Genomic DNA, 18,007 nt, shown 5'->3' on the forward strand with positions numbered 1-18,007 from the left:
AGTACATGAGTGTTCGGCGGCGCGCGGCCCACGGGAAGGCGGCTGTGGGGATGGTGGCGGTCCTGGCCTTTGCCCTGACCGGGTGCGGGGGTGAGGGTAAGTCGGACAAGCCTGCTGTGTCGACGTCGGCGAAGCCGAAGGGCGGTGGCGAGACGTCCCCGTCCGGAGCGGTGAAGAGTGCCGATGCCCCGCCGACTCAGGTCATCGCCACGGTGAACGGCGAGGCGGGCATGGTGCTGACGATCAACAAGGCCGCCCGGGACGCCGGAGGATTCCTCACCGTCGAAGGGCAGTTGAAGAACACCGGCAGTGCCGCGTACGTGAACACCGCGCCCTGGCGCGGCAACGAGCTTAACTCCAGTGGAGTATCCGTGGCCGGCGTGACCTTGGTCGACAAGGTCGGCAAGAAGCGGTACTACGTTCTCAGGGACACCGATGGCCGGTGCCTGTGCACGACTGGGCTGAACATCATCGAAGCTGGCCAGACCATGCCGTTCTTCGCGCAGTTCCCCGCTCCTCCGACCAGCACCGTTGAGGTGGACCTCAGCCTCCCCACCTTCGCCACGGCGACCGTCAAACTCTCCGGGTGACCCCATGACCAAACGCCACCGCGTCCTCGCCGCAACAGCCGTCGTCGGGCTCCTCATTGCCGGTGTTCAATCAGTGGGTGCGGCGGCCGCCCATGCCGACGACGTCAAGCCGTCCGTACCTCCGGGCTCCGAGCCGTCCGCCTCCGCACCGGTGCAGATCGACTCCAACGCCCCCGGGCTGAAGATCCCGCAGGGTGGGACGCTCGCGCCCGTCAAGGTGCTGGACATCGCCGAGGTCGTCGAAGACCTCGGCGGGGAGCAGCGGCGGCAGGAGACCAATCAGACCGTCATGATGGCGCTGCAGTCCGAGGTGCTGTTCCCGGAGAACAGCGCCGTCTTCAACGCGCAGGCCGCCGCCCGGATCCAGGCCATCGCCAACGAGATCAACACGCAGAAGGCGACCCGCATCCGCGTCTTCGGGTTCACCGACGACCAGGGCAGCTACGAGCACGGCAAGGAGCTCTCCAAGCAGCGGGCCGACGCCGTGCAGGCCGAGCTGGCCAAGACCGTCACCAACCCCAGCGTGGTCTTCGACGTCCGCGGCTACAGCGAGGACTACCCGATCGCCGACAACGGCACGGAGGAAGGCCGCAAGAAGAACCGCCGCGTCGAGATCACCTTCCCCCGCAGCGCAGGCGACGGCTAGGGAGCCGGCGGCTTCCCGACGTCCCCCTCCAGCCCGGCCCAGAGGTAGATCCGGGTGGTGCCGGGCTGGAACTCGTGTGCGTAGACGGTCGTACAGAACTGGACGGCCTTTGCTTCGGGCGTTTCCACGTCACCACGGCAGACGTCCCTGACACGCATTCCGTCAGCGAAGGTCTCGGGCTCGGGCAGCCCGAGGTGACTGAAGCCGTCGCTGCGGGTGTATCCCGGAGCCTTCGGCTTGTCATTGGGGAACATCTTCTTGCCCGGCGGCACCAGCGGCTGCAGGAAGCTGTTGGCCTCCGCCGTCGTCACCGTGAAGGTGAGCAGCCCGACGTCGTACTGCGAACTGGTCTTGAATCCGACCCGGCGGTCCGTCGCCGCCTGCGGCACCTGGAACCCCATCACCCCGGCCATCCACTCGGGTGTGGCGTTCTCCTCCCAGCAGCACTTCGTGTCGTGCTCCATCAGCCGCTGCCAGGTGATCGCACCCAGCACGAGCATGACGGCATATCCGAGGCCGCACAGCCCGGCGAACACACCCGCACCGACCGCGAGACGTCGCCTCCAGGACCACTTCTGCTTCCGGGGCCCGACCTGGGCAAGGGAATCGTTCATCGTCCGAGCTCTCCTTCCCCGTCTCTCACATGGCGACCTGGATCGCTTCGCTCGCCTGTCCGGCCGGGGTCGTCGGGTCCGGGCAATGCCGATCCGGTGCCCAGAAGCTCGTAGTGCTTGACCGAACTGCTGCCCGCCATGTCGAACTCCTGGGCCAGGCCGACCTTGTGCTGTTGGCCCATCTCGCCGTCGGGAATGTATACCGGCCCGACGTCGACGCCCTTGCCCTCGTCCCAGTTGTACCGGTCCCAGACGTTGACCTGGTAGTCCAGTCCGACCACCGGCTGACCGTCGGACCCCGGTACGACGGTCACCACGCCCGTCACGTTCGACCGGGCGGAGCCGACCGCGTAGAACCAGTTCGGATCAGTCTCCTTGGTGAAGGAGTAGTCCTTGCCGCTCGGTGTCTCGACCGGTATGGCGACGGGTCGCCCACCGTTCCTCTGGAACTCCGCCAGCGCCTGCTCGCGCCAATCAGTCTCGTTGTCCAGTAGGTGCTTACGGTCTATGTGTGTCTGGAAGCCCTGGTTGTCGTTGAGCATCTTGTCGACCGGGAGCTTCATGAACTCGCCCCCGTTGGCGAGGTAGTGGTGCATGTGCCGTGAGGCATCGGTCAAGCCGAACATGTCCGCGCCGTCGACGAGCGCCCCTGCCTTCGCGTGGTTGGCCCAGTCGCCCAGCCCCGGATCCTTCTCGCCGTGCTTGCCGGAACCCCGGTCCGTAGCCACGTTCTTGACCGACGGATTGAAGAGTCCGGCGGCCAGGAGATCGTCCTTGTGCGCCGTCCACAGCTGTGCACGGGCGTCAGGGCTGAGCGACTGCCACAGCCGGCGCAGCTCGGCCTCCTGGGCCGGCTTCGCGTCTCCGCCCAGAGCGGCCAGTTTCATGGCCCGCGGCAACTGGTCCTGGTCCAGCGAGGTGTAGGTGGCGTGGCCTGCGTTGTGCGGGTCGGCGCCGTGGCTGGAGCGCAGGGCGCGAGTCGTGGCGGCGTCCACCTCGGCCGCGTGGGTGACCAGGCTGGTGAGGGTGTCGGCGTACCAGCGCATCATGTCCTGGGTCCGCTGGGAGGTGCCCCTGGCGTCGCAGATCGAGGACTCCACCCGGACCTTGCCGCCTCCGGCATCGGACACCAGCAGCCCAGGATCGGGCTCGGAGTCACGTAGGGGATCCCCCGCGCGCGCCTCCTCCGCAAGGTCCTTCGCCCGCTTCTGGAGCCGTGTCAGTTCCGCGTGCGCGTCGGCGAGTACGGCGTGGATGCTCTTGGCCTCGCTCTGGAGGTCGGCGACCTCCTTGGTGGCGCTGCGTACGAACTCCCGGGTGACCGTCGCGTTGACGCCCTCCCAGCGGGCGGCTTCCGATTTCTTCAGGAGGCCGTCGCGCACCGTGCCCTGCAGTTTCCCAAGCTCTTCCTCGGCCGTCTTCCACTCCGTGACGGCTTCGTTCAGCTTGCCGAGGTCGAGCGTGATGAGGTCGGTCCACGTGAAGGTCACTTCACGTACCCCTGTATCTCGGAGACCGACATCGCGGAGCCGTTGCGATGGCGCAGGCTCGCGGCGATCGCCTCGTCGTTGTTCGCGTGGGACTTCTTGGAGAAGTCGAGGTGGTTGGAGATGTGCGCGTACATCTGCAGCACCGTCTTGGCCTGTGAGTCCCAGGTGGACAGGGTCGCCGACAGCTCCGAACCCATGGTCAGGTTGCGGGCGGAGCATTCCGTAGCCGCCCGGGAGGTCGCGCCGGACCCCGCGATATCCGTCCTCTTGCGCAGCTGGTCGTGGAGGATGAAGGCCTCGTGCCCCACCGCACCCAAGTCGTCCTGCGTGACTACCAAGTCGTGCGAGGAGCCGCTCGCCGACGCCTTGGCGTCCGCCCATTCCTTGTCGAATGTCACTGGTCCGCCCCCGGGTATGCAACGTGGAAGCGTTCACCCTAGCAATGGATCAAGCCTGCAGTAGCTGATCATTCCACCAACTCCCTTGGCCCGGTGCCGTTGCTTCGCCTGAGGCCCGGTGCCGGCCGGGCGCTCCTTCGCAAACGCGGCCGCCCCCGAAACCCCGTCGGCGCCCCGTCACACGACAGCCGGGTCTGCCACGCCGAGGTGCCATGACGGCGTACGAAGTGCTGCTGATCGGCAGCGGATCGGGTGTGGGGAAATCCACGCTCGGCTGGGAGGTCTCGGAACTGCTGCGCGGCCGTGGGACGGCGCACCGCTGCATGGAGGGCGACTTCCTCGACCAGATCCATCCGGCCCCCGAGGGCGACCCGGACCGTGCGGCCATCGCCGAGCGGAACCTCGCCTCGATCTGGGCGAACTACTCCGCCCTGGGGCAAGACCGCCGCGTCTACACCGACACCGTGAGCATTCCCGACCTCCCGCTGATCCACCGGGCCATGGGTGGTGACGGCCCGATCCGTACGACGTGCGTGCTGCTCACGGCATGCGAGGAGACCGTGCGGGAGCGGTTGGCCCGGCGGGAGATCGGCTCGCAGCTCGCGGTCCACGTCACGCGCAGCCGGCGGGCCGCGGCCCTGCTGGGGCGTGACGCGCCGCCGGGGACGGTCCGTGTCGCCACGGCCGGCCGGTCGGCGCCGTGGATCGCGCGGCGGGTCGTGGAGGCCGCGGCCTGGTGAGGCCGGGCCGGCCTCAGTCGGCCAGCAGGTGGTCGGCCTTGCCCGCCTTGATGTCCCGGATCAGCTGGCGGAGGGCGTCGGCGGTGTCGGTGAGGTACGTGGCTTCCGCGCCCGCGACGGCGATGTAGCTCTTGCCGTCCCCGTCCACCCCTATTCGGTAGCAGTTGTTTCCTTCGCCGCAGTACGGGTCTTCCCAGGTGACGTCGGCCATCTGTGGCTCCTCAAAGGTCGCGGGCGATCGTGTGGATGAAGTCGCGGGACGCGTCCTCGGACAGCGCGTGCTGGTCCATCCAACGGAGATGGGAACGGTACTTCGCGAGCTGTGACGCGTCGTGGGTGAAATCCGGGCCGTGCGCCGAGTCCAGCTGCACCGTGTCGAGCAGGCGCACGGGGCCCTCGGCGTAGAGCATCGCGTGGCCGGCGCCGGGGAAGGCCCCAGCCTCCACGGACAACACGCGCAGCGTGATGTTGTCCCGCTCCGACACCGTGCACAGGTGTTCCAGCTGCTCCCGGGTGGCCCGGCGGCCGCCGAACTGCATGCGCAGGGCGGCCTCGTGTACGTACCCCGTGTATGGCCGGGCGCCGTCGCCTTCGAGCACCTGCTGCCGCTGCATGCGGTGGGCCACCCGCAGTTCGACCTCCGATGCCGGGGGTGCCGGGATCACGGAGCCGAAAACGGCTCGGGCGTAGGTGCCCTGGTGCAGCAGCCCTGGAAGGTGCACCGTCTGTACCGTGTGCAGGCGCTTGGCGTGCCATTCCAGCTCGGAGACGTCCAGCAGCCCGGCCGGGATCGTTCCCCGGTAGGCCTCCCACCAACCGCGTTCCGGCGGATGCGCCAGAGCGGCCAGGCCGGCGACGTACACCTCGTCCGTCATGCCGCAGTGGCTCGCGAGGGTGTGCAGCCGCTCCGCGCTGACGGCCCGTAGGCCTTGTTCGATCGCGGACAGCTGTGAGCGGCTGACGTTGAGCACCCCGGCGGCCGCCTCGGCGGAGACGTCTGCCGCGGCGCGCATGCGGCGCAACTCCGAGCCCACACGCCGCTGTCGTGCCGTCGGGGAAGTCCTGGCTGTCATGCCTGCAGTCTGCCGGTTGCGGTGCCACCTGACGAAGGTCCGGCAATTTTCGCGACTAGGGGTGCAATTGTGCCCGCGTCGCCTACATTAAGTGATGCATCGCTCACGCAGCGGGAGTTGAAGTGCATCGCCGCAGCATGCCTCGGGCCTCGGCGACGAGCCACGCTCCCGGGCCCCGCGTCAGCCATCCGTGCGCGTCGAACTCGCCGTAGTCACCTCCGACCTCAGGGAGTCCGCGATGTCCACCCACCCCTTCATCGTCTGTCCGTTGTCCCCGCCCGAGCCCGCTGGGGACGGGCCGCCTGCGCTCGACACGCTCACGTGCAGCCTCACCGTGCCCGGGGCTCCGCACAGCGCCCAGATCGCGCGGGCCGCCGTAGGGTCCGTCCTGCACGCGTACCGGCTCGATCCGCTGGTGCCCGCCGCCGGGCAAGTCACCGGGGAACTGGTCGCCGCAGCATGGAAGTTGGACCCCGGGCGGAGTCTCTACCTGTCCGTCCGCTACCGGGACGACTCGCTCCGGCTGACCGTCTACGACGGCCACGCGCCCCATGCCCACCCTCGCCTCGCCGCCCACTGCGAGGCCCGGCGGCGGACGGCGCTGCGGCTCATGGGTGCGGTGGTCCGGGAGTGCGGCGGGGCCTGGGGTTTCGGGGAGTCCCGCGAGCCCGGCGGCGGTACCCGGACCTGGGCGAGCTTGCCGAGGTCCGGGACCGCTGCGTACCTCGTCGGCTGACCGGCACGCGGTGCGCATCAAGAGGCAGTCAAGAAGATCCGCCGGCCCCCCGGTCGTGGGTGCGGGTGGGTCCTACTAGCCGGTCGGACTACGGGGGTTGCCGCGCCGGAGGCGGCCGCGGGAGGCCTCCACGATCGTTCCGAGGACGAGCGACTGGGCCAGTACGCAGAGGACGAGTTCGGTGATGAAGAGCCATGCCGCGGGTTGGCCATCCCCGGGGGCCGTGCCATGGGCCAGTCCCACGAAGAGGAACAGCGGGAACGCGCACAGGGCGGGCAGCACCCATACGAAGCCGGGGTCCTGGGCGAACAGCGTGACGGCCGTCGCGACGGCCACGGCGACGCCGACGAGGCCCAGGTAGATCAGCGAAGCGGGGTTGGCGAAGGTCAGGCGGACGAGCGTGCGAGCGGTCATGGATTTCCCCAGGCTGTGTGGACTCCCTCCATGATCGGAAGTACGTGGGGGCTTGTCGTGAGTACCCCTACCCAGAACGGTGCGCACGGTCCGGCCCCTCCCCTGTCGGGGCCGGACAGCGGCAGCTCCGGTGCGCGGGATCAGCCGAACTGGCCCGGCTGGTAGTCGCCCGCCGGCTGCTGGACGATCACGTTCATCCGGTTGTACGCGTTGATCAGTGCGATGAGGGTGACCAGTGCGGCCAGCTGGTCCTCGTCGTAGTACTTGGCGGCGTCGGCCCAGGCCTCGTCCGTGACGCCGCCGGCCGCGTCGGCGATGCGGGTGCCCTGCTCGGCCAGTTCCAGGGCCGCCCGCTCGGCGTCGGTGAACACCTTCGCCTCGCGCCAGGCCGCGACCAGGTTCAGCCGTACCGGGTCCTCCCCGGCGTGCGAGGCGTCCTTGAAGTGCATGTCGGTGCAGAACCCGCAGCCGTTGATCTGGCTGGCCCGGAGTTTCACGAGTTCCTGCGTGGCGTGCGGCAGGGTCGAGTCCGAGATGACCTTGCCCGCGGAGTTGATGTACCGGGCGAACTTGGTCGCGACCGCGTTGCCGTAGAAGTTGAGGCGCGCTTCCATCGTGATCTCCTTGCTGTGTCGACCGTTACACAGCTCTGACGGAAAACGCGGCCCGGATGTGACAGTCCTACGGGACGAGGTGACGTGACCTGCGTCACTCCCCCAGGAGGAGCTCCGCGATCTCCCGGGCCCGGCGGGCCGGCTCCGGGCCGGGAGAGAGGGCGGCCACCGCCGTCGCCCCCTCGGTCAGGATCAGGAGCCGGTCGGCGAGGGCGGGGTCGGCGGTCAGGTCGGCCAGTAGCGCGTGGAGTTCCACCTTGTGGATGCGGACGATCTCCGGGGCCGCCGCCCCCAGTTCCCCGTACGCGTTGAGGAACGCGCAGCCCCGGAAGTCGGGCTCGGTGAACCAGTCCGCCAGCCAGTCGAAGACCGCGAGCACGCGTGCCCGCGGCTGCGCCGGGGCGAGGGCCGCGGTGCGCAGGGAGTCCAGCCAGCGCCGGTCGCGGCGTTCCAGGTAGGCCGCGACCAGCGAGTCCTTGGCCGGGAAGACCCGGTAGAGGCGCTTGAGGGGGACCCCCGACTGGGTGCGGATGCGGTCCATGCCGACGGCCTGGATGCCGTGCCGGTAGAACAGCTCCTCCGCCGCGTCCAGCAGTCGGGTCCGCGCCTCTTCATCGTCCATGAGGGCAGGGTAGCCCGTTTCCCCTTGTGGCGAGAACGTGCGTTCTCGTATGGTGGGCGGCGAGGAGAACGCTCGTTCTCATTCCTCTCGCCCTTCTCCCCTCCGGAGGATCCGCCGTGACACGTCCGCCCCTGCCGCCCTTCACCGAAGAGTCCGCCCGTGCCAAGGTCCAGGCCGCCGAGGACGCCTGGAACAGCCGCGATCCCGAGCGCGTCGCCCTCGCGTACACAGAGGACTCGGTCTGGCGGAACCGCGACCGCTTCCTCACCGGCCGCGCCGAGATCCGCGCGTTCCTCGCCGGCAAGTGGGAGCGCGAGCTCGACTACCGGCTCCGCAAGGAGCTGTGGGCCTTCACCGGCAACCGCATCTCCGTCCGCTTCGAGTACGAGTGGCACGACGCCGCCGGCCAGTGGTTCCGCAGCCACGGCAACGAGCAGTGGGAGTTCGACGACGACGGCCTGATGAGGCGGCGCGAGGCGAGCATCAACGACGTCCCGATCGCCGCCGAGGACCGCCGCCTCGTCTGATCCGTCGGCACCCCCCGGCGCCGGTCCGGTGCTGCGTACGTCCGCTCCTCGATCGTCCCGGCAGGGTCCGCCATCTCGATGGCCAGGCTCCTGCTCGCGGGTTCACCCGGAGGCCGGGTCGGGCGACTCTCCGCGCAGCTCGGTGGGTGCCGACGGGGCCGGCAGGCGCGGGTCCCCGTTGCTGTCCAGGGGGGTACCCGGAGGGTAGCGGGCGCAGTCGGCGTGCGCGGCGACTTCGAGGCGGTCGCCGGGGTACGTCGTGAGCGAGATGGTCCGGCCGGCGCCGGGGAGTTCGAGGCGCAACCCGGCCTGGTGGAGGTGGGGCGAGTTCTCGTAGTCCGTGACCTTCCAGCCCTGCTGCGTCAGGGCCTTCCTCACCCGCTCGAGCGCGGGCTCCGCCTCGGCGCGCGGGACACCCCTCAGCCCCCATGTGTCGCTCACCGTGACGACACCAGGGGCTTCCGGCGGATAGGCGATCCCGCGCTGGGACCAGTGGCGCATGCCCCGGAGGTGGCAGTCGTCGCCCTCGGCCACCAGACCGGCGCCGGGCCAGTCGGCCAGTTCGGCGCGCGGCAGGCCGAGCGCGGCGTACACGGACTGCGTGTGGCCCTCCAGCTCCCGGGCCGTGGCGGCGGGGTCGGTGACCGGATATGCAGTTCCGTTCCAGATCGGCGGGAAAAACCGCGCGAACCCCACCAAGCCGCCCGCCACGGCGGCCAGGGCCAGCCCGGCAACCGACGCCACGCGGATCTTCCGGCGCCGTGTGGGCGAGGGGGCGGGGGTGGGGGCGGGGGGTCGCTGTGTCATGCCGACACCTTCCACCGGGCATCGGGAGGAGGGCATGAGTAGCCGCACTCAACCGCCACCTCGCCCGTACTCAGGTGCTCGGCGCGTGCCGCGGAGTGCGCACCGCGCCGCCCCCTATGCCTGGTGGTGAGCCTGGGTGATGAGGTCCGTGGCGACCTCCAGGGCCGCCAGGCGGGTCTCCTCCGGATTCCCCTCCACGTGCTGGAGGAACATCATCCCGGCGTGCAGGGTGAAGAGCGCGCTGACGCAGCGGACCTGGTCCGTCAGCGGGCCGTCCTGTGTGCGGAGCAGTTCCACCAGGGTGAAGAGCCGCTTCTTCACCGTCTCGCCGATGCTGAGCTCGCGCGTCGTCGCCTGGTTCTCCTGCATGAAGCGGTACAGCACGGCGCCGCCCGCCATCGCCTCGCTGTAGCGGCGCAGCACCTCGCGCTTGGTCTCCAGCGTGCGCGGCTGACCCTCCGCCCACGTGATCAGCTCGTCGATGGGCCGTGTCAGGTCCTCGAAGATGCTGATGATGATGTCTTCCTTGGTCTTGAAGTGGTAGTACAGCGCCGCCTTCGTGACCTCGAGCCGCTCCGCGATCTCGCGCAGCGACGTCTTCTCGTACCCCTGCTCGGCGAAGAGCTCCAGTGCGACGTCCTGGATGCGCTGGCGCGTGTCGCCACGGCGTCGCTGCGGACTGCTGCTGGACATGGCTCTCCCCAATTACTTACTTGACGCCCGGCTAGTTGCGGGTCTACCGTCCCCATTGTAGTGAACTAGCCGGGCGGCAAGTAAGTGCCGGTGCGGGACGTAGTGCGAGAAGTAGGGCACAGGGGAGTGGACATGGTGGACACAGTCAAGCCTGCGGGAACCTCGGAGGAGGTGAAGCCACGCAGCGTACGCGTCGTCCTCATGGCGCTCATGATCGCGATGCTGCTGGCGATGCTCGACAACATGATCATCGGTACCGCGATGCCGACGATCGTCGGCGAGCTCGGCGGCCTGGAGCACCTCTCGTGGGTGGTCACCGCGTACACGCTGGCCACCGCGGCCTCCACCCCCATCTGGGGCAAGATCGGCGACATGTACGGGCGGAAGGGCTCCTTCCTCACCTCGATCGTCATCTTCCTCATCGGCTCCGCGCTCAGCGGCATGGCCCAGGACATGTTCCAGCTGATCGGCTTCCGCGCGATCCAGGGCCTCGGTGCCGGTGGTCTGATGGTCGGCGTCATGGCGATCATCGGCGACCTGATCCCGCCCCGTGAGCGCGGCAAGTACCAGGGCATGATGGCCGGCGTGATGGCCCTCGCCATGATCGGCGGCCCGCTGGTCGGCGGCACCATCACCGACCACTGGGGCTGGCGCTGGTCCTTCTACATCAACCTGCCGCTCGGCGCGGTCGCGCTGGCCATGGTCACCGCCGTGCTGCACCTGCCCAAGAAGCGGGCGCAGGGCAAGATCGACTACCTCGGCGCCGGGCTGCTGACCATCGCCATCACCTCCACCGTCCTCGTGACGACCTGGGGCGGCAACGAGTACGCGTGGAGCTCCGTCGAGATCCTCGGCCTCATCGCCGTCGGCGTCGTGTCGACCGCCGCGTTCCTCTACGCGGAGACCAAGGCCGCCGAGCCGGTCATGCCGCTGCACATCTTCCGCAGCCGCAACTTCACCCTGATGTCGGTGATCGGGTTCCTCGTCGGCTTCGCGATGTTCGGCGGCGTGCTCTACCTCCCGCTGTTCCAGCAGTCGGTGCAGGGCGCCTCCGCCACCAACTCGGGCCTGCTGCTCCTGCCCATGCTGCTCTCGATGATGGTCGTCTCGCTGATCGCGGGCCGCGTCACCACCAGCAGCGGCAAGTACAAGATGTTCCCGATCGCGGGCGGCGCGCTCATGGTCGTCGGGATGTTCCTGCTCGCGACCATGGACACCGGCACCACCCGCCTCGTGTCGGGCCTCTACATGGCCGTCCTCGGCGCCGGTCTCGGCTTCCTGATGCAGATCACCATGCTGGTCGCGCAGAACAGCGTCGAGATGAAGGACATGGGCGTCGCCTCGTCCTCGGCGACCCTCTTCCGTACGCTCGGCGGTTCCTTCGGCGTGGCCCTGATGGGCTCCCTCTTCACCGCCCGGGTCACGGACACCATGTCCGAGCGACTGGGCCCGGAGGCGGCCGACGCCGCGGGCTCCGCCCAGCTGGACGCCGCGAGCCTGGCGAAGCTGCCGGAAGCGGTACGCGACGCCTACCAGCACGCGGTGGCCGCCGGCACGCACTCGGCGTTCCTGCTCGGCGCGGCCATCGCCGTACTGGGCTTCGCGGCGGCCTGGTTCGTCAAGGAGGTCCCGCTCCGCGGCGCGGGCCCGGCCGCCCCGGCCGGTGCCGCGGACGGCGACAAGGCGGCCCCGGCGGCGCAGGAGTCGCTCGCGCACTGACCGGCCACGCATCGCGCCCGCACCGGCGCTCGCACCACCAGGAAGGCGGCACCACCGGGACGACCGGGGTGCCGCCTTCCGGCATGTCCGGGCGTCGCGGCCTCGCAGGCGTAGCCTCCGCCCGGCCCGGGACGGGGCCACAGCACTAACTGGGGTCGTCGGTCTCCCAAGGGTGCACGAAGGCGTCGGGGCGCAGGCCCCATGCGGTCAGCACGGCGCGCAGGGCGGCCTCGTCCGCCGCGTCGGCGGACGCGACGAGGACCGCGCCGATGTCGTGGTCGAAGCCGTCGAGGCGGTCGGCGTCGTACTCCCGCTGCCGCAGGCGGAAGCGGCGGCCCCTGTCTTCGCGCACCCAGCCCGCGCACCCAGCCCTCCTCCCGCGCCCGGTCGTCGGACCGGTCGCGGATCGGGGATATGTCCACGAAGGCGCGGCGGCCCGGGCGTGACGCCGGGACCTCCGTCACCAGTTTCCGGCCGAGGCGCAGCGCGGTCAGCTTGTCCACCGGCCGGTCGGGTCCGTCGCCCGTCGAGTCCTGGGAGTCCATGGGTCCCCGTTCCGGTCGAGCGGAGCCCGGTGAACCCCCGCGCGCAGAGGCCGATTTGGGATCCGGGCCGCGCCGCACCCGAGGGTCTGTCCGTTTCGGACGTGTTCGCGTGGGCAGGTATGCAACTCCATGCAGGACTAAAGTCCCATCGGTCCCAACCGTCCCATAACTGGGAATTTATGGGCTATTCGGCTGGAACTCCTCGCCTGCGATGAACGTCCTGATCCACAGAACGCTCGCAAAGCGGTTGGGGAGGACAGTTCATGAGTTTCTTGGCGCGTGCGAACAAGAAGGGCGTCCGGGCCGGTGCCGTCGTCGTGGCCTCGGCCACCGCCGTGGCGGCGACCGCGTGGGGTGTGGCAGCCCTGGTCGGACCCGGTGGTACCGCTGCCCCCCAGCAGAACGTGGCCCGGCCCGGCGCCACCGACAACTCCGGTCATGGCGACGACGGTCGGCCCGGGCAGCAGCCCCAGGGGATACCCGAGGGCATAGCCCACGCGTCCGAGAGCGGCGGCGACGCCGTCAACATCACCATCGACGACGGTCCCGACCCCCGCTGGACCCCGAGGGTGCTGGACGTCCTTCGGCGGCACGACGTCAAGGCGACCTTCTGCATGGTCGGACCGCAGGCCAAGGCCCACCCCGACCTGGTGAAGAAGGTGGTCGCGGCCGGACACCGGCTCTGCGACCACACCATGAACCACGACACGGCCATGGACAAGAAGCCCGTCTCCTACCAGGAAGCGCAGATCCTGGAGGCGAAGAAGCTGATCGAGGAGGCCGCGGGCGGCGGCGCGAAGGTCGAGTACTACCGGGCCCCCGGCGGCGCGTTCACCCCCGACAGTCGGCGCATCGCCGCCGCGCACGGCATGCGGCCGCTCGGCTGGAACGTCGACACCAAGGACTTCGACAAGCCGGGCACGGCCGCCATCGTGAACGCCGTCAAGCGCGAGATCGGCAACGGCCCGACCGTGCTCTTCCACGACGGCGGCGGCAACCGCGCCCAGACCGTCGACGCCCTCGACCAGGTGCTCACCTGGCTGAAGGAGCAGGGCCGGCCCACCGGCTTCCCCGTCCGCACCACCCCCGAGGCCCCCGACACCGGGACCGCCTCCGACGCGCACTGACGGTCCCTGACACGCCGTCCGCCGGGCGAACGGGTGACGGTCGACGACGCGGACCCGCCCGCGTTGTTCCCTGGTCGGGCACGTACGCACGTACGCCCGACCAGGAGGCTCCTGTGGCCATCGCCCCCGCCAGACTGTCCGACCCGGTGGTCGGCGCCCTCGTCGCCGCCGTCAACGCGCACGACAAGGACGCCTTCCTCGCGGTCCTGACCGCCGACGCGACCATGTCCGACGACGGCTCCGACCGCGATCTGCACGACTGGATCGACCGGGAGATCTTCGACTCCGGCGGCCACATGGACGTCCAGTCCGAGTCCGACGGCGGCCGCACCCTGCTCGTCAACTACCGCAACGACACCTGGGGCGAGATGCGCACCACCTGGCGCTTCGTCATCGCCCCCGGCGGCGGCCGGATCAGCCGCTTCGAGACCGGTCAGGCCTGACGGACCCGCGCCGGACTCCCACGAGGACTCCGCCCCCCCCGCCACGTCCGGCACCGCCGCCGACAGCCGGTCGTTCTCCGGGGCCGCCCGCCGGGGAAGCCGAAACGGCGGCGCCTGCGGCCGTACGCGACCTCCGTGGCCGGGCCGGGAAGCCGGCGCTCCCGTACGGGTGAAAGCGCGCCCGGCGTCGTTCCGGCCCGCCGTGGGGCTCCGTTGGGCCGTGCATGAAGCGCACCCGCATCGCCGCTCTCGCCCTCGCCACCGCCTCCGCCGCCCTCGCGCCCCTCCTGGGCCAGGCCGCCACCGCCGCGGAGGGCGGGGCGTATCTCCAGGACCCGGCCGGCGGCGAGAAGTCCATGAAGTCGATGTGGACCAAGGACGAGATGCACAAGGTGGAGGGGCAGCTCCGCTTCCACCCAGGAGTCCAGTACAAGACGGTCACCCGCCCGGGGCCCGCGGCCGCGCCGGACTACGAGCGGCGCTCCGGCGACCCCAAGACCCTGGCCTGGCTGCCCTCGTACGAGTTCGCCTGGTCGGTGTCGGACTCGACGCTGGTGAAGAAGGCGGTGACGGTCAAGGAGGGCGCGCACCCGATCGTCGTGCACGCGGTGCTGCGCAACGCGGACCGGGTCAAGGTCGGGGAAGTGCGCAAGGAGTTGGCGGGAAAGCCGCCGACCGGGCGCGAGAAGGTCGCGGGCGGCAAGCGGATCGCGTGCGACACCGGGGAGTACACGGTGGAGTGGTCGGTCACGCGCTCGGGTTACGGAACGCTGGGGGGCACGCTGCGCTGGAACTCCAGCTGTGAGCAGTACCGGACGGCGTTCGCCTCGAACCACGGGCCGCAGCGCTGAGGGTCCGGGTGGAGGCCGGCCGCCCCGTGCACCTTGTGGGTGCTCGTCGGGCGACTGGGCCGAGGCCTTGGATCAAGTGCCGTAGTGGCCATGATGCCGCACGGGGTGGTCTGCGGCATGGGTCCAAAGTCCCGTGTCGAGGAACTTCTCAGTGCTTCTTGGAGGCCTGGGAGGCCTGTTGGGCGATGTCCTCCAGGACGCCCTTCGGATTGCCGGTGGGTTCCACCGCGCGTCCGATGTTGCGCTTGATGGTGTCGCTGACCGTCAGCCAGGCCGGGTCGTTGACCGGGTAGAGCTGGGCGCCGCGCAGCGCGTTGAGGAACTGCGTGTCGTTCTTGTCCAGGCCGCCGCCGGCCGGGGTGCGCGAGGCGGTGACAGTGGACGGCAGCAGGTGGTAGCGGTCGGCGAAGTCCGACAGGTTCTTGTCCTGGTAGATGAACTCCAGGAACTTGCCGATCTCCGCGCGCTTGCCGTTCTGCTTGAAGGCCATCATCCAGTCGGCGACACCGACGGTGGGCGGCGGCACCCCGGTGCCGAGGTTGTCCGAGACGGGCATGGACGTGGTCGAGACGCTGATGCCCTTGGTGCGCGCCTCGTGCGCGAGCGAGGGATAGCCGTTGACCATGCCGACCTCGCCGCGCAGGAAGGCGGCGAAGGCGTCGGCGCGGTTCAGCTCCGACGGCGGGGTCGGACCGGTGAGTCCGGGAGCGACCAGTTCCCGCTTGACCCAGTCCCAGGTCGCGATGTTCTGCTCCGAGGCCAGGCTGTAGTTGCCGGCGCTGTCCGCGTAGCCACCGCCGTTGCTCAGCTCCCAGATCAGCGCCTCGGCGTGCGCCTCCTCCGGGCCGAGCGGCAGGGCGTAGGGGTACTTCACGCCCTTGTCCTTGAGCACCTTGGCGTCGGCCTTGAGGTCGCCCCAGGTCTTCGGGGGCTCCTTGATGCCGGCCTTGGTGAAGAGCGCCTCGTTGTAGAAGAGGAGACGGCTGCTCGCCACGAAGGGCAGGCCGTAGAGGGTGTTGCCGACGGAGCCGGCGTCGGCGAGCGGCTGGAGGAAATTCGCCTCGGCGGTGACCGAGAGGAGTTCGTCCGCGGGATACAGCTTTCCCTGCGCCGCGAAGTCCGAGTAGGACCCCATCAGGGCCACATCCGGCGCCTTGCCGGCCTTGACCATACGGGAGACCTCGCGGTCGATGTCGGCCCAGGGCAGGAGCTTGACGTCGAGCTTGATTCCGGGGTTCGCCTCGTTGAAATCGGTCGCCATCTTCTCCCAGTAGGGCTTGGAACTGGTGGCCGGGCTGTCGCCGTATTCGGCGGCGATCAGATGCAGCGTGGCGGCGTCACCTGCACCGTCTCCGGAGCCACCACATCCGGCCAGTGGTATCAACAGACCGAGCACGGCCATGGTGGCGGTCGCGCCGGAAATTCTTCGTCGCACGGGTGTATTCCCCTGATTTTCTTTTGGATCCCGTTATTACTTATGAGTTGCTCCGGACGGAGGTGTCCCTCGATGGCCCGTTGGCCGGAATTCTCTCCTGAGGGAGGGGTGGTTGATTCCATTGGGGGCCCACTTGTGGTCAATGCTCCAAGTGAGGCTTTTCCTTATGGTGTTTTCCGATATGTGATCCGAATAGTGGACGCGCGTAGACATACCGAAAAGCCCGTTCCGGTCCCGGAACGGGCTCAGCGCGCCCTTCGGGGTCCGCATCGGGATCGCCACGGCCGCGTCGGCCGCCGTCGGCCGCGCCGGGCGAGTACAAGGGAAGGCAGACCGCCGACCCGCGGCGTTCCGAGACGAGGAGCACGATGTCGCACACCCGGCCCGCTCCGCGCCGCCCGGAAGCCGGACTCGCCCTCGCGCTGGCGTTCGTGGCCGCTGCCGCGGTCTTCGCCGCCGTCTTCCTCTTCGGTCGGGCGAACACGCCGGACTACACCGCGACACTGTTCGGCCAGGCGGACGCCGATGCCGTGCGTCTCAAGGCGCACCTCGCGACCGGTGTCCTGGTGTTGGCCGCTCTCCAACTGCTGCTGGCCATGTGGATGTACGGCCGGCTACCCGGGGTGCGCCGGGTGCCGGGCCCGGTGCCGATCACCCACCGGATCGTCGGTGTGGTCCTGTTCGCCCTCACCGTCCCGATCACGGTGCACTGCGTCCGGGCGTACGGCGTCCAGTTGAACGGCTCGCGCGCGGCGGTGCACTCGATCGCGGGCTGCTTCTTCTACGGGGCGTTCGCCGCCAAGGTCCTGCTGGTACGAAGCCGGCGCCTGCCGGGCTGGGCCCTGCCCCTGGCCGGGGGCGCGCTGGTGGTCGTGGTGGTGGTCCTCTGGTACACGAGTGCCCTGTGGTACTTCGACGGAGGCAGCGTGCCGCTGCTGTCGCTCGGACCGCGCCACCTGCCGCAGGGGTGGACGTGACGGAGCCCGGCGCGGGCTCGGCCGGCAAGATCCGAAAGAGACGGCCTAGTCGGCGAACTCGCCCGCGTAGGGGTCGGGCTCGCCCGTCTCCGGGTTGCGGCCCTCCTGCCAGCGCCGCTGGGCCTTGCGCCAGTGCACGAAGCTGAGGTGACCGCCGTCCCAGAAGGTGATGCTGACGGGGCTCACGTCGAACTCGTCGGAGCACAGCCGGTAGAGGAACTCGGCCATACCGTACGGATACACCGCGAAGGAGTCGGCGGTGTGCCGCCCGCAGACCAGGACCGGCCACCGGTCCGGGTCGGGGTCCGAGGTGAGCCAGCACAGGATGTCCGACCCGCCGGTGACGCCCCAGGCGATGATCGACTCCGGGTCCACGTCGAAGGCGGAGCGGCCGCCCTCCGCCTCCCAGGTCTGGCGCGCGTTGCCGGTCTCCTCGGCCATCCCGGCCGGTTCCCACTGGAGTCCGGGCTTGGGCAGCGGCAGCAGGACGCTGGCCTCGCCGTTGATGGAACCCGCGCCGAAGCGGCCCATGAAGGCGATGAAATCGGCCGGGAACCGGGTCCCCCAGACGGCCTCCACCGCCGGCCAGTCGATGTCCTCGTCGGCGCCGTGCGTCGCCGGCATGATCTGCTCCAGCGCCTTGATCCGCGCGTTCTCCGTCATGCCGCTCCCCTGATGCCCCAGCTCAACCGCCCCAACCTACTGCCAGTGGGGAGCCTCGCCTAGCGGGTGTCTTGCCGGTCGGACCGGGCGCGCCCGGCGACGCACCCCCTACGGGGTGAGACGCCCGGCCACGTCCACCTCGACGGTGGTTCCCGCTCGCAGGCCCCAGCCCGCCATGGCACCGGCCGCCGACTCCAGGACGTGCCGGGAGCGCAGCCGCGGCAGTCCGAGCCGGCCCGGCGCCATGGTGACCACCGCGAGCACCCCGAACTCGCGGTCGAGG

Annotated in this window: 23 protein-coding genes and 1 pseudogene; 10 read left to right on the plus strand and 14 right to left on the minus strand. The window is 69.8% G+C overall.

From position 1 onward, the window contains the following. The first annotated feature begins 50 nt into the window (after positions 1 to 50). Both AB8A24_RS12335 and AB8A24_RS12340 read left to right on the plus strand, forming a co-directional pair. A complete protein-coding gene (locus tag AB8A24_RS12335) occupies positions 51 to 590 on the plus strand; it encodes a hypothetical protein (protein ID WP_369475527.1) in 540 nt (179 codons plus the stop codon). 4 nt (positions 591 to 594) lie between these two features. Next, positions 595 to 1,236: an OmpA family protein gene (locus AB8A24_RS12340; protein ID WP_369475528.1), complete on the plus strand. Its 642-nt coding sequence runs from the start codon at positions 595 to 597 to the stop codon at positions 1,234 to 1,236. Here AB8A24_RS12340 and AB8A24_RS12345 read toward each other — a convergent pair. The 3 genes from AB8A24_RS12345 to AB8A24_RS12355 are packed head-to-tail and all read right to left on the minus strand — an operon-like array spanning position 1,233 to position 3,738. Beyond that, positions 1,233 to 1,850, minus strand: a complete 618-nt coding sequence (locus AB8A24_RS12345) for a hypothetical protein (RefSeq protein ID WP_369475529.1) — start codon at positions 1,848 to 1,850, stop codon at positions 1,233 to 1,235. The two genes, AB8A24_RS12340 and AB8A24_RS12345, sit on opposite strands and share 4 nt — an antisense overlap. Beyond that, positions 1,847 to 3,340 carry a hypothetical protein gene (locus AB8A24_RS12350; protein WP_369475530.1) on the minus strand — a complete coding sequence of 498 codons (1,494 nt, stop codon included), beginning with the start codon at positions 3,338 to 3,340 and terminating at the stop codon, positions 1,847 to 1,849. Before AB8A24_RS12350 ends, AB8A24_RS12345 begins: the two co-directional genes overlap by 4 nt. Next, complete coding sequence (locus tag AB8A24_RS12355; protein WP_369475531.1) at positions 3,337 to 3,738, minus strand: hypothetical protein; 402 nt, start codon at positions 3,736 to 3,738, stop codon at positions 3,337 to 3,339. Before AB8A24_RS12355 ends, AB8A24_RS12350 begins: the two co-directional genes overlap by 4 nt. Before the next feature lie 212 nt (positions 3,739 to 3,950). Between AB8A24_RS12355 and AB8A24_RS12360 the strand changes: the two genes are divergently transcribed. Next, positions 3,951 to 4,478, plus strand: coding sequence for a hypothetical protein (locus AB8A24_RS12360; protein WP_369475532.1), 528 nt, complete (start codon positions 3,951 to 3,953; stop codon positions 4,476 to 4,478). A gap of 13 nt (positions 4,479 to 4,491) precedes the next feature. Here the strand turns inward: AB8A24_RS12360 and AB8A24_RS12365 are convergent, their stop codons facing one another. After that, a complete protein-coding gene (locus tag AB8A24_RS12365; RefSeq protein ID WP_369475533.1) occupies positions 4,492 to 4,689 on the minus strand; it encodes a hypothetical protein in 198 nt (65 codons plus the stop codon). Positions 4,690 to 4,699: 10 nt separating this feature from the next. Beyond that, positions 4,700 to 5,551: a helix-turn-helix domain-containing protein gene (locus AB8A24_RS12370; RefSeq protein ID WP_369475534.1), complete on the minus strand. Its 852-nt coding sequence runs from the start codon at positions 5,549 to 5,551 to the stop codon at positions 4,700 to 4,702. 238 nt (positions 5,552 to 5,789) lie between these two features. Here AB8A24_RS12370 and AB8A24_RS12375 point away from each other — a divergent pair, with 238 nt between their 5' ends. Continuing rightward, entirely contained in the window at positions 5,790 to 6,287 is a 498-nt protein-coding gene (locus AB8A24_RS12375) for an ATP-binding protein (protein WP_369475535.1), read from the plus strand. A gap of 75 nt (positions 6,288 to 6,362) precedes the next feature. Here the strand turns inward: AB8A24_RS12375 and AB8A24_RS12380 are convergent, their stop codons facing one another. The 3 genes from AB8A24_RS12380 to AB8A24_RS12390 form a co-directional block, all read right to left on the minus strand. Continuing rightward, positions 6,363 to 6,701, minus strand: coding sequence for an SCO4225 family membrane protein (locus tag AB8A24_RS12380; protein ID WP_369475536.1), 339 nt, complete (start codon positions 6,699 to 6,701; stop codon positions 6,363 to 6,365). A gap of 140 nt (positions 6,702 to 6,841) precedes the next feature. Next, complete coding sequence (locus tag AB8A24_RS12385) at positions 6,842 to 7,315, minus strand: carboxymuconolactone decarboxylase family protein (RefSeq protein WP_369475537.1); 474 nt, start codon at positions 7,313 to 7,315, stop codon at positions 6,842 to 6,844. A 94-nt stretch (positions 7,316 to 7,409) separates the two neighbouring features. Beyond that, a complete protein-coding gene (locus AB8A24_RS12390; protein ID WP_369475538.1) occupies positions 7,410 to 7,937 on the minus strand; it encodes a TetR/AcrR family transcriptional regulator in 528 nt (175 codons plus the stop codon). 116 nt (positions 7,938 to 8,053) lie between these two features. On the opposite strand from AB8A24_RS12390, the gene AB8A24_RS12395 reads away from it, so the two are divergent. Beyond that, positions 8,054 to 8,464 (plus strand): DUF1348 family protein, encoded by a 411-nt coding sequence (locus AB8A24_RS12395; RefSeq protein ID WP_369475539.1) that lies wholly within the window; start codon positions 8,054 to 8,056, stop codon positions 8,462 to 8,464. Positions 8,465 to 8,566: 102 nt separating this feature from the next. Here AB8A24_RS12395 and AB8A24_RS12400 read toward each other — a convergent pair whose 3' ends face one another. Together AB8A24_RS12400 and AB8A24_RS12405 are read right to left on the minus strand one after the other, a co-directional pair. Then, positions 8,567 to 9,271 (minus strand): hypothetical protein, encoded by a 705-nt coding sequence (locus AB8A24_RS12400; RefSeq protein ID WP_369475540.1) that lies wholly within the window; start codon positions 9,269 to 9,271, stop codon positions 8,567 to 8,569. A gap of 114 nt (positions 9,272 to 9,385) precedes the next feature. Continuing rightward, the gene (locus AB8A24_RS12405) at positions 9,386 to 9,964 is read right to left on the minus strand and encodes a TetR/AcrR family transcriptional regulator (RefSeq protein ID WP_369475541.1); all 579 of its coding nucleotides are present in this window, start codon (positions 9,962 to 9,964) and stop codon (positions 9,386 to 9,388) included. A 132-nt stretch (positions 9,965 to 10,096) separates the two neighbouring features. On the opposite strand from AB8A24_RS12405, the gene AB8A24_RS12410 reads away from it, so the two are divergent. Then, entirely contained in the window at positions 10,097 to 11,683 is a 1,587-nt protein-coding gene (locus AB8A24_RS12410) for an MDR family MFS transporter (protein WP_369475542.1), read from the plus strand. Between the two features lie 145 nt (positions 11,684 to 11,828). Here the strand turns inward: AB8A24_RS12410 and AB8A24_RS12415 are convergent, their stop codons facing one another. Continuing rightward, complete coding sequence (locus AB8A24_RS12415; protein ID WP_369475543.1) at positions 11,829 to 12,035, minus strand: hypothetical protein; 207 nt, start codon at positions 12,033 to 12,035, stop codon at positions 11,829 to 11,831. 456 nt (positions 12,036 to 12,491) lie between these two features. On the opposite strand from AB8A24_RS12415, the gene AB8A24_RS12420 reads away from it, so the two are divergent. From AB8A24_RS12420 to AB8A24_RS12430, 3 genes are all read left to right on the plus strand, one after another. Next, positions 12,492 to 13,355, plus strand: a complete 864-nt coding sequence (locus AB8A24_RS12420; RefSeq protein WP_369475544.1) for a polysaccharide deacetylase family protein — start codon at positions 12,492 to 12,494, stop codon at positions 13,353 to 13,355. Between the two features lie 113 nt (positions 13,356 to 13,468). Further along, positions 13,469 to 13,798, plus strand: a complete 330-nt coding sequence (locus tag AB8A24_RS12425) for a hypothetical protein (RefSeq protein ID WP_030011500.1) — start codon at positions 13,469 to 13,471, stop codon at positions 13,796 to 13,798. Between the two features lie 224 nt (positions 13,799 to 14,022). Beyond that, positions 14,023 to 14,649: a hypothetical protein gene (locus AB8A24_RS12430; RefSeq protein ID WP_369475545.1), complete on the plus strand. Its 627-nt coding sequence runs from the start codon at positions 14,023 to 14,025 to the stop codon at positions 14,647 to 14,649. 148 nt (positions 14,650 to 14,797) lie between these two features. Here the strand turns inward: AB8A24_RS12430 and AB8A24_RS12435 are convergent, their stop codons facing one another. After that, positions 14,798 to 16,051 carry an extracellular solute-binding protein gene (locus tag AB8A24_RS12435; protein WP_328965870.1) on the minus strand — a complete coding sequence of 418 codons (1,254 nt, stop codon included), beginning with the start codon at positions 16,049 to 16,051 and terminating at the stop codon, positions 14,798 to 14,800. A gap of 401 nt (positions 16,052 to 16,452) precedes the next feature. On the opposite strand from AB8A24_RS12435, the gene AB8A24_RS12440 reads away from it, so the two are divergent. After that, positions 16,453 to 17,061 carry a DUF6529 family protein gene (locus AB8A24_RS12440; protein WP_328961878.1) on the plus strand — a complete coding sequence of 203 codons (609 nt, stop codon included), beginning with the start codon at positions 16,453 to 16,455 and terminating at the stop codon, positions 17,059 to 17,061. 45 nt (positions 17,062 to 17,106) lie between these two features. On the opposite strand, the gene AB8A24_RS12445 is transcribed toward AB8A24_RS12440, so the two are convergent. Then, complete coding sequence (locus tag AB8A24_RS12445) at positions 17,107 to 17,724, minus strand: SMI1/KNR4 family protein (protein WP_328961877.1); 618 nt, start codon at positions 17,722 to 17,724, stop codon at positions 17,107 to 17,109. 108 nt (positions 17,725 to 17,832) lie between these two features. Then, positions 17,833 to 18,007: pseudogene (locus AB8A24_RS12450) on the minus strand (DUF192 domain-containing protein); the annotation flags it as partial.

This window comes from Streptomyces sp. BF23-19 (assembly GCF_041106355.1).
Lineage (GTDB): Bacteria > Actinomycetota > Actinomycetes > Streptomycetales > Streptomycetaceae > Streptomyces > Streptomyces virginiae_A.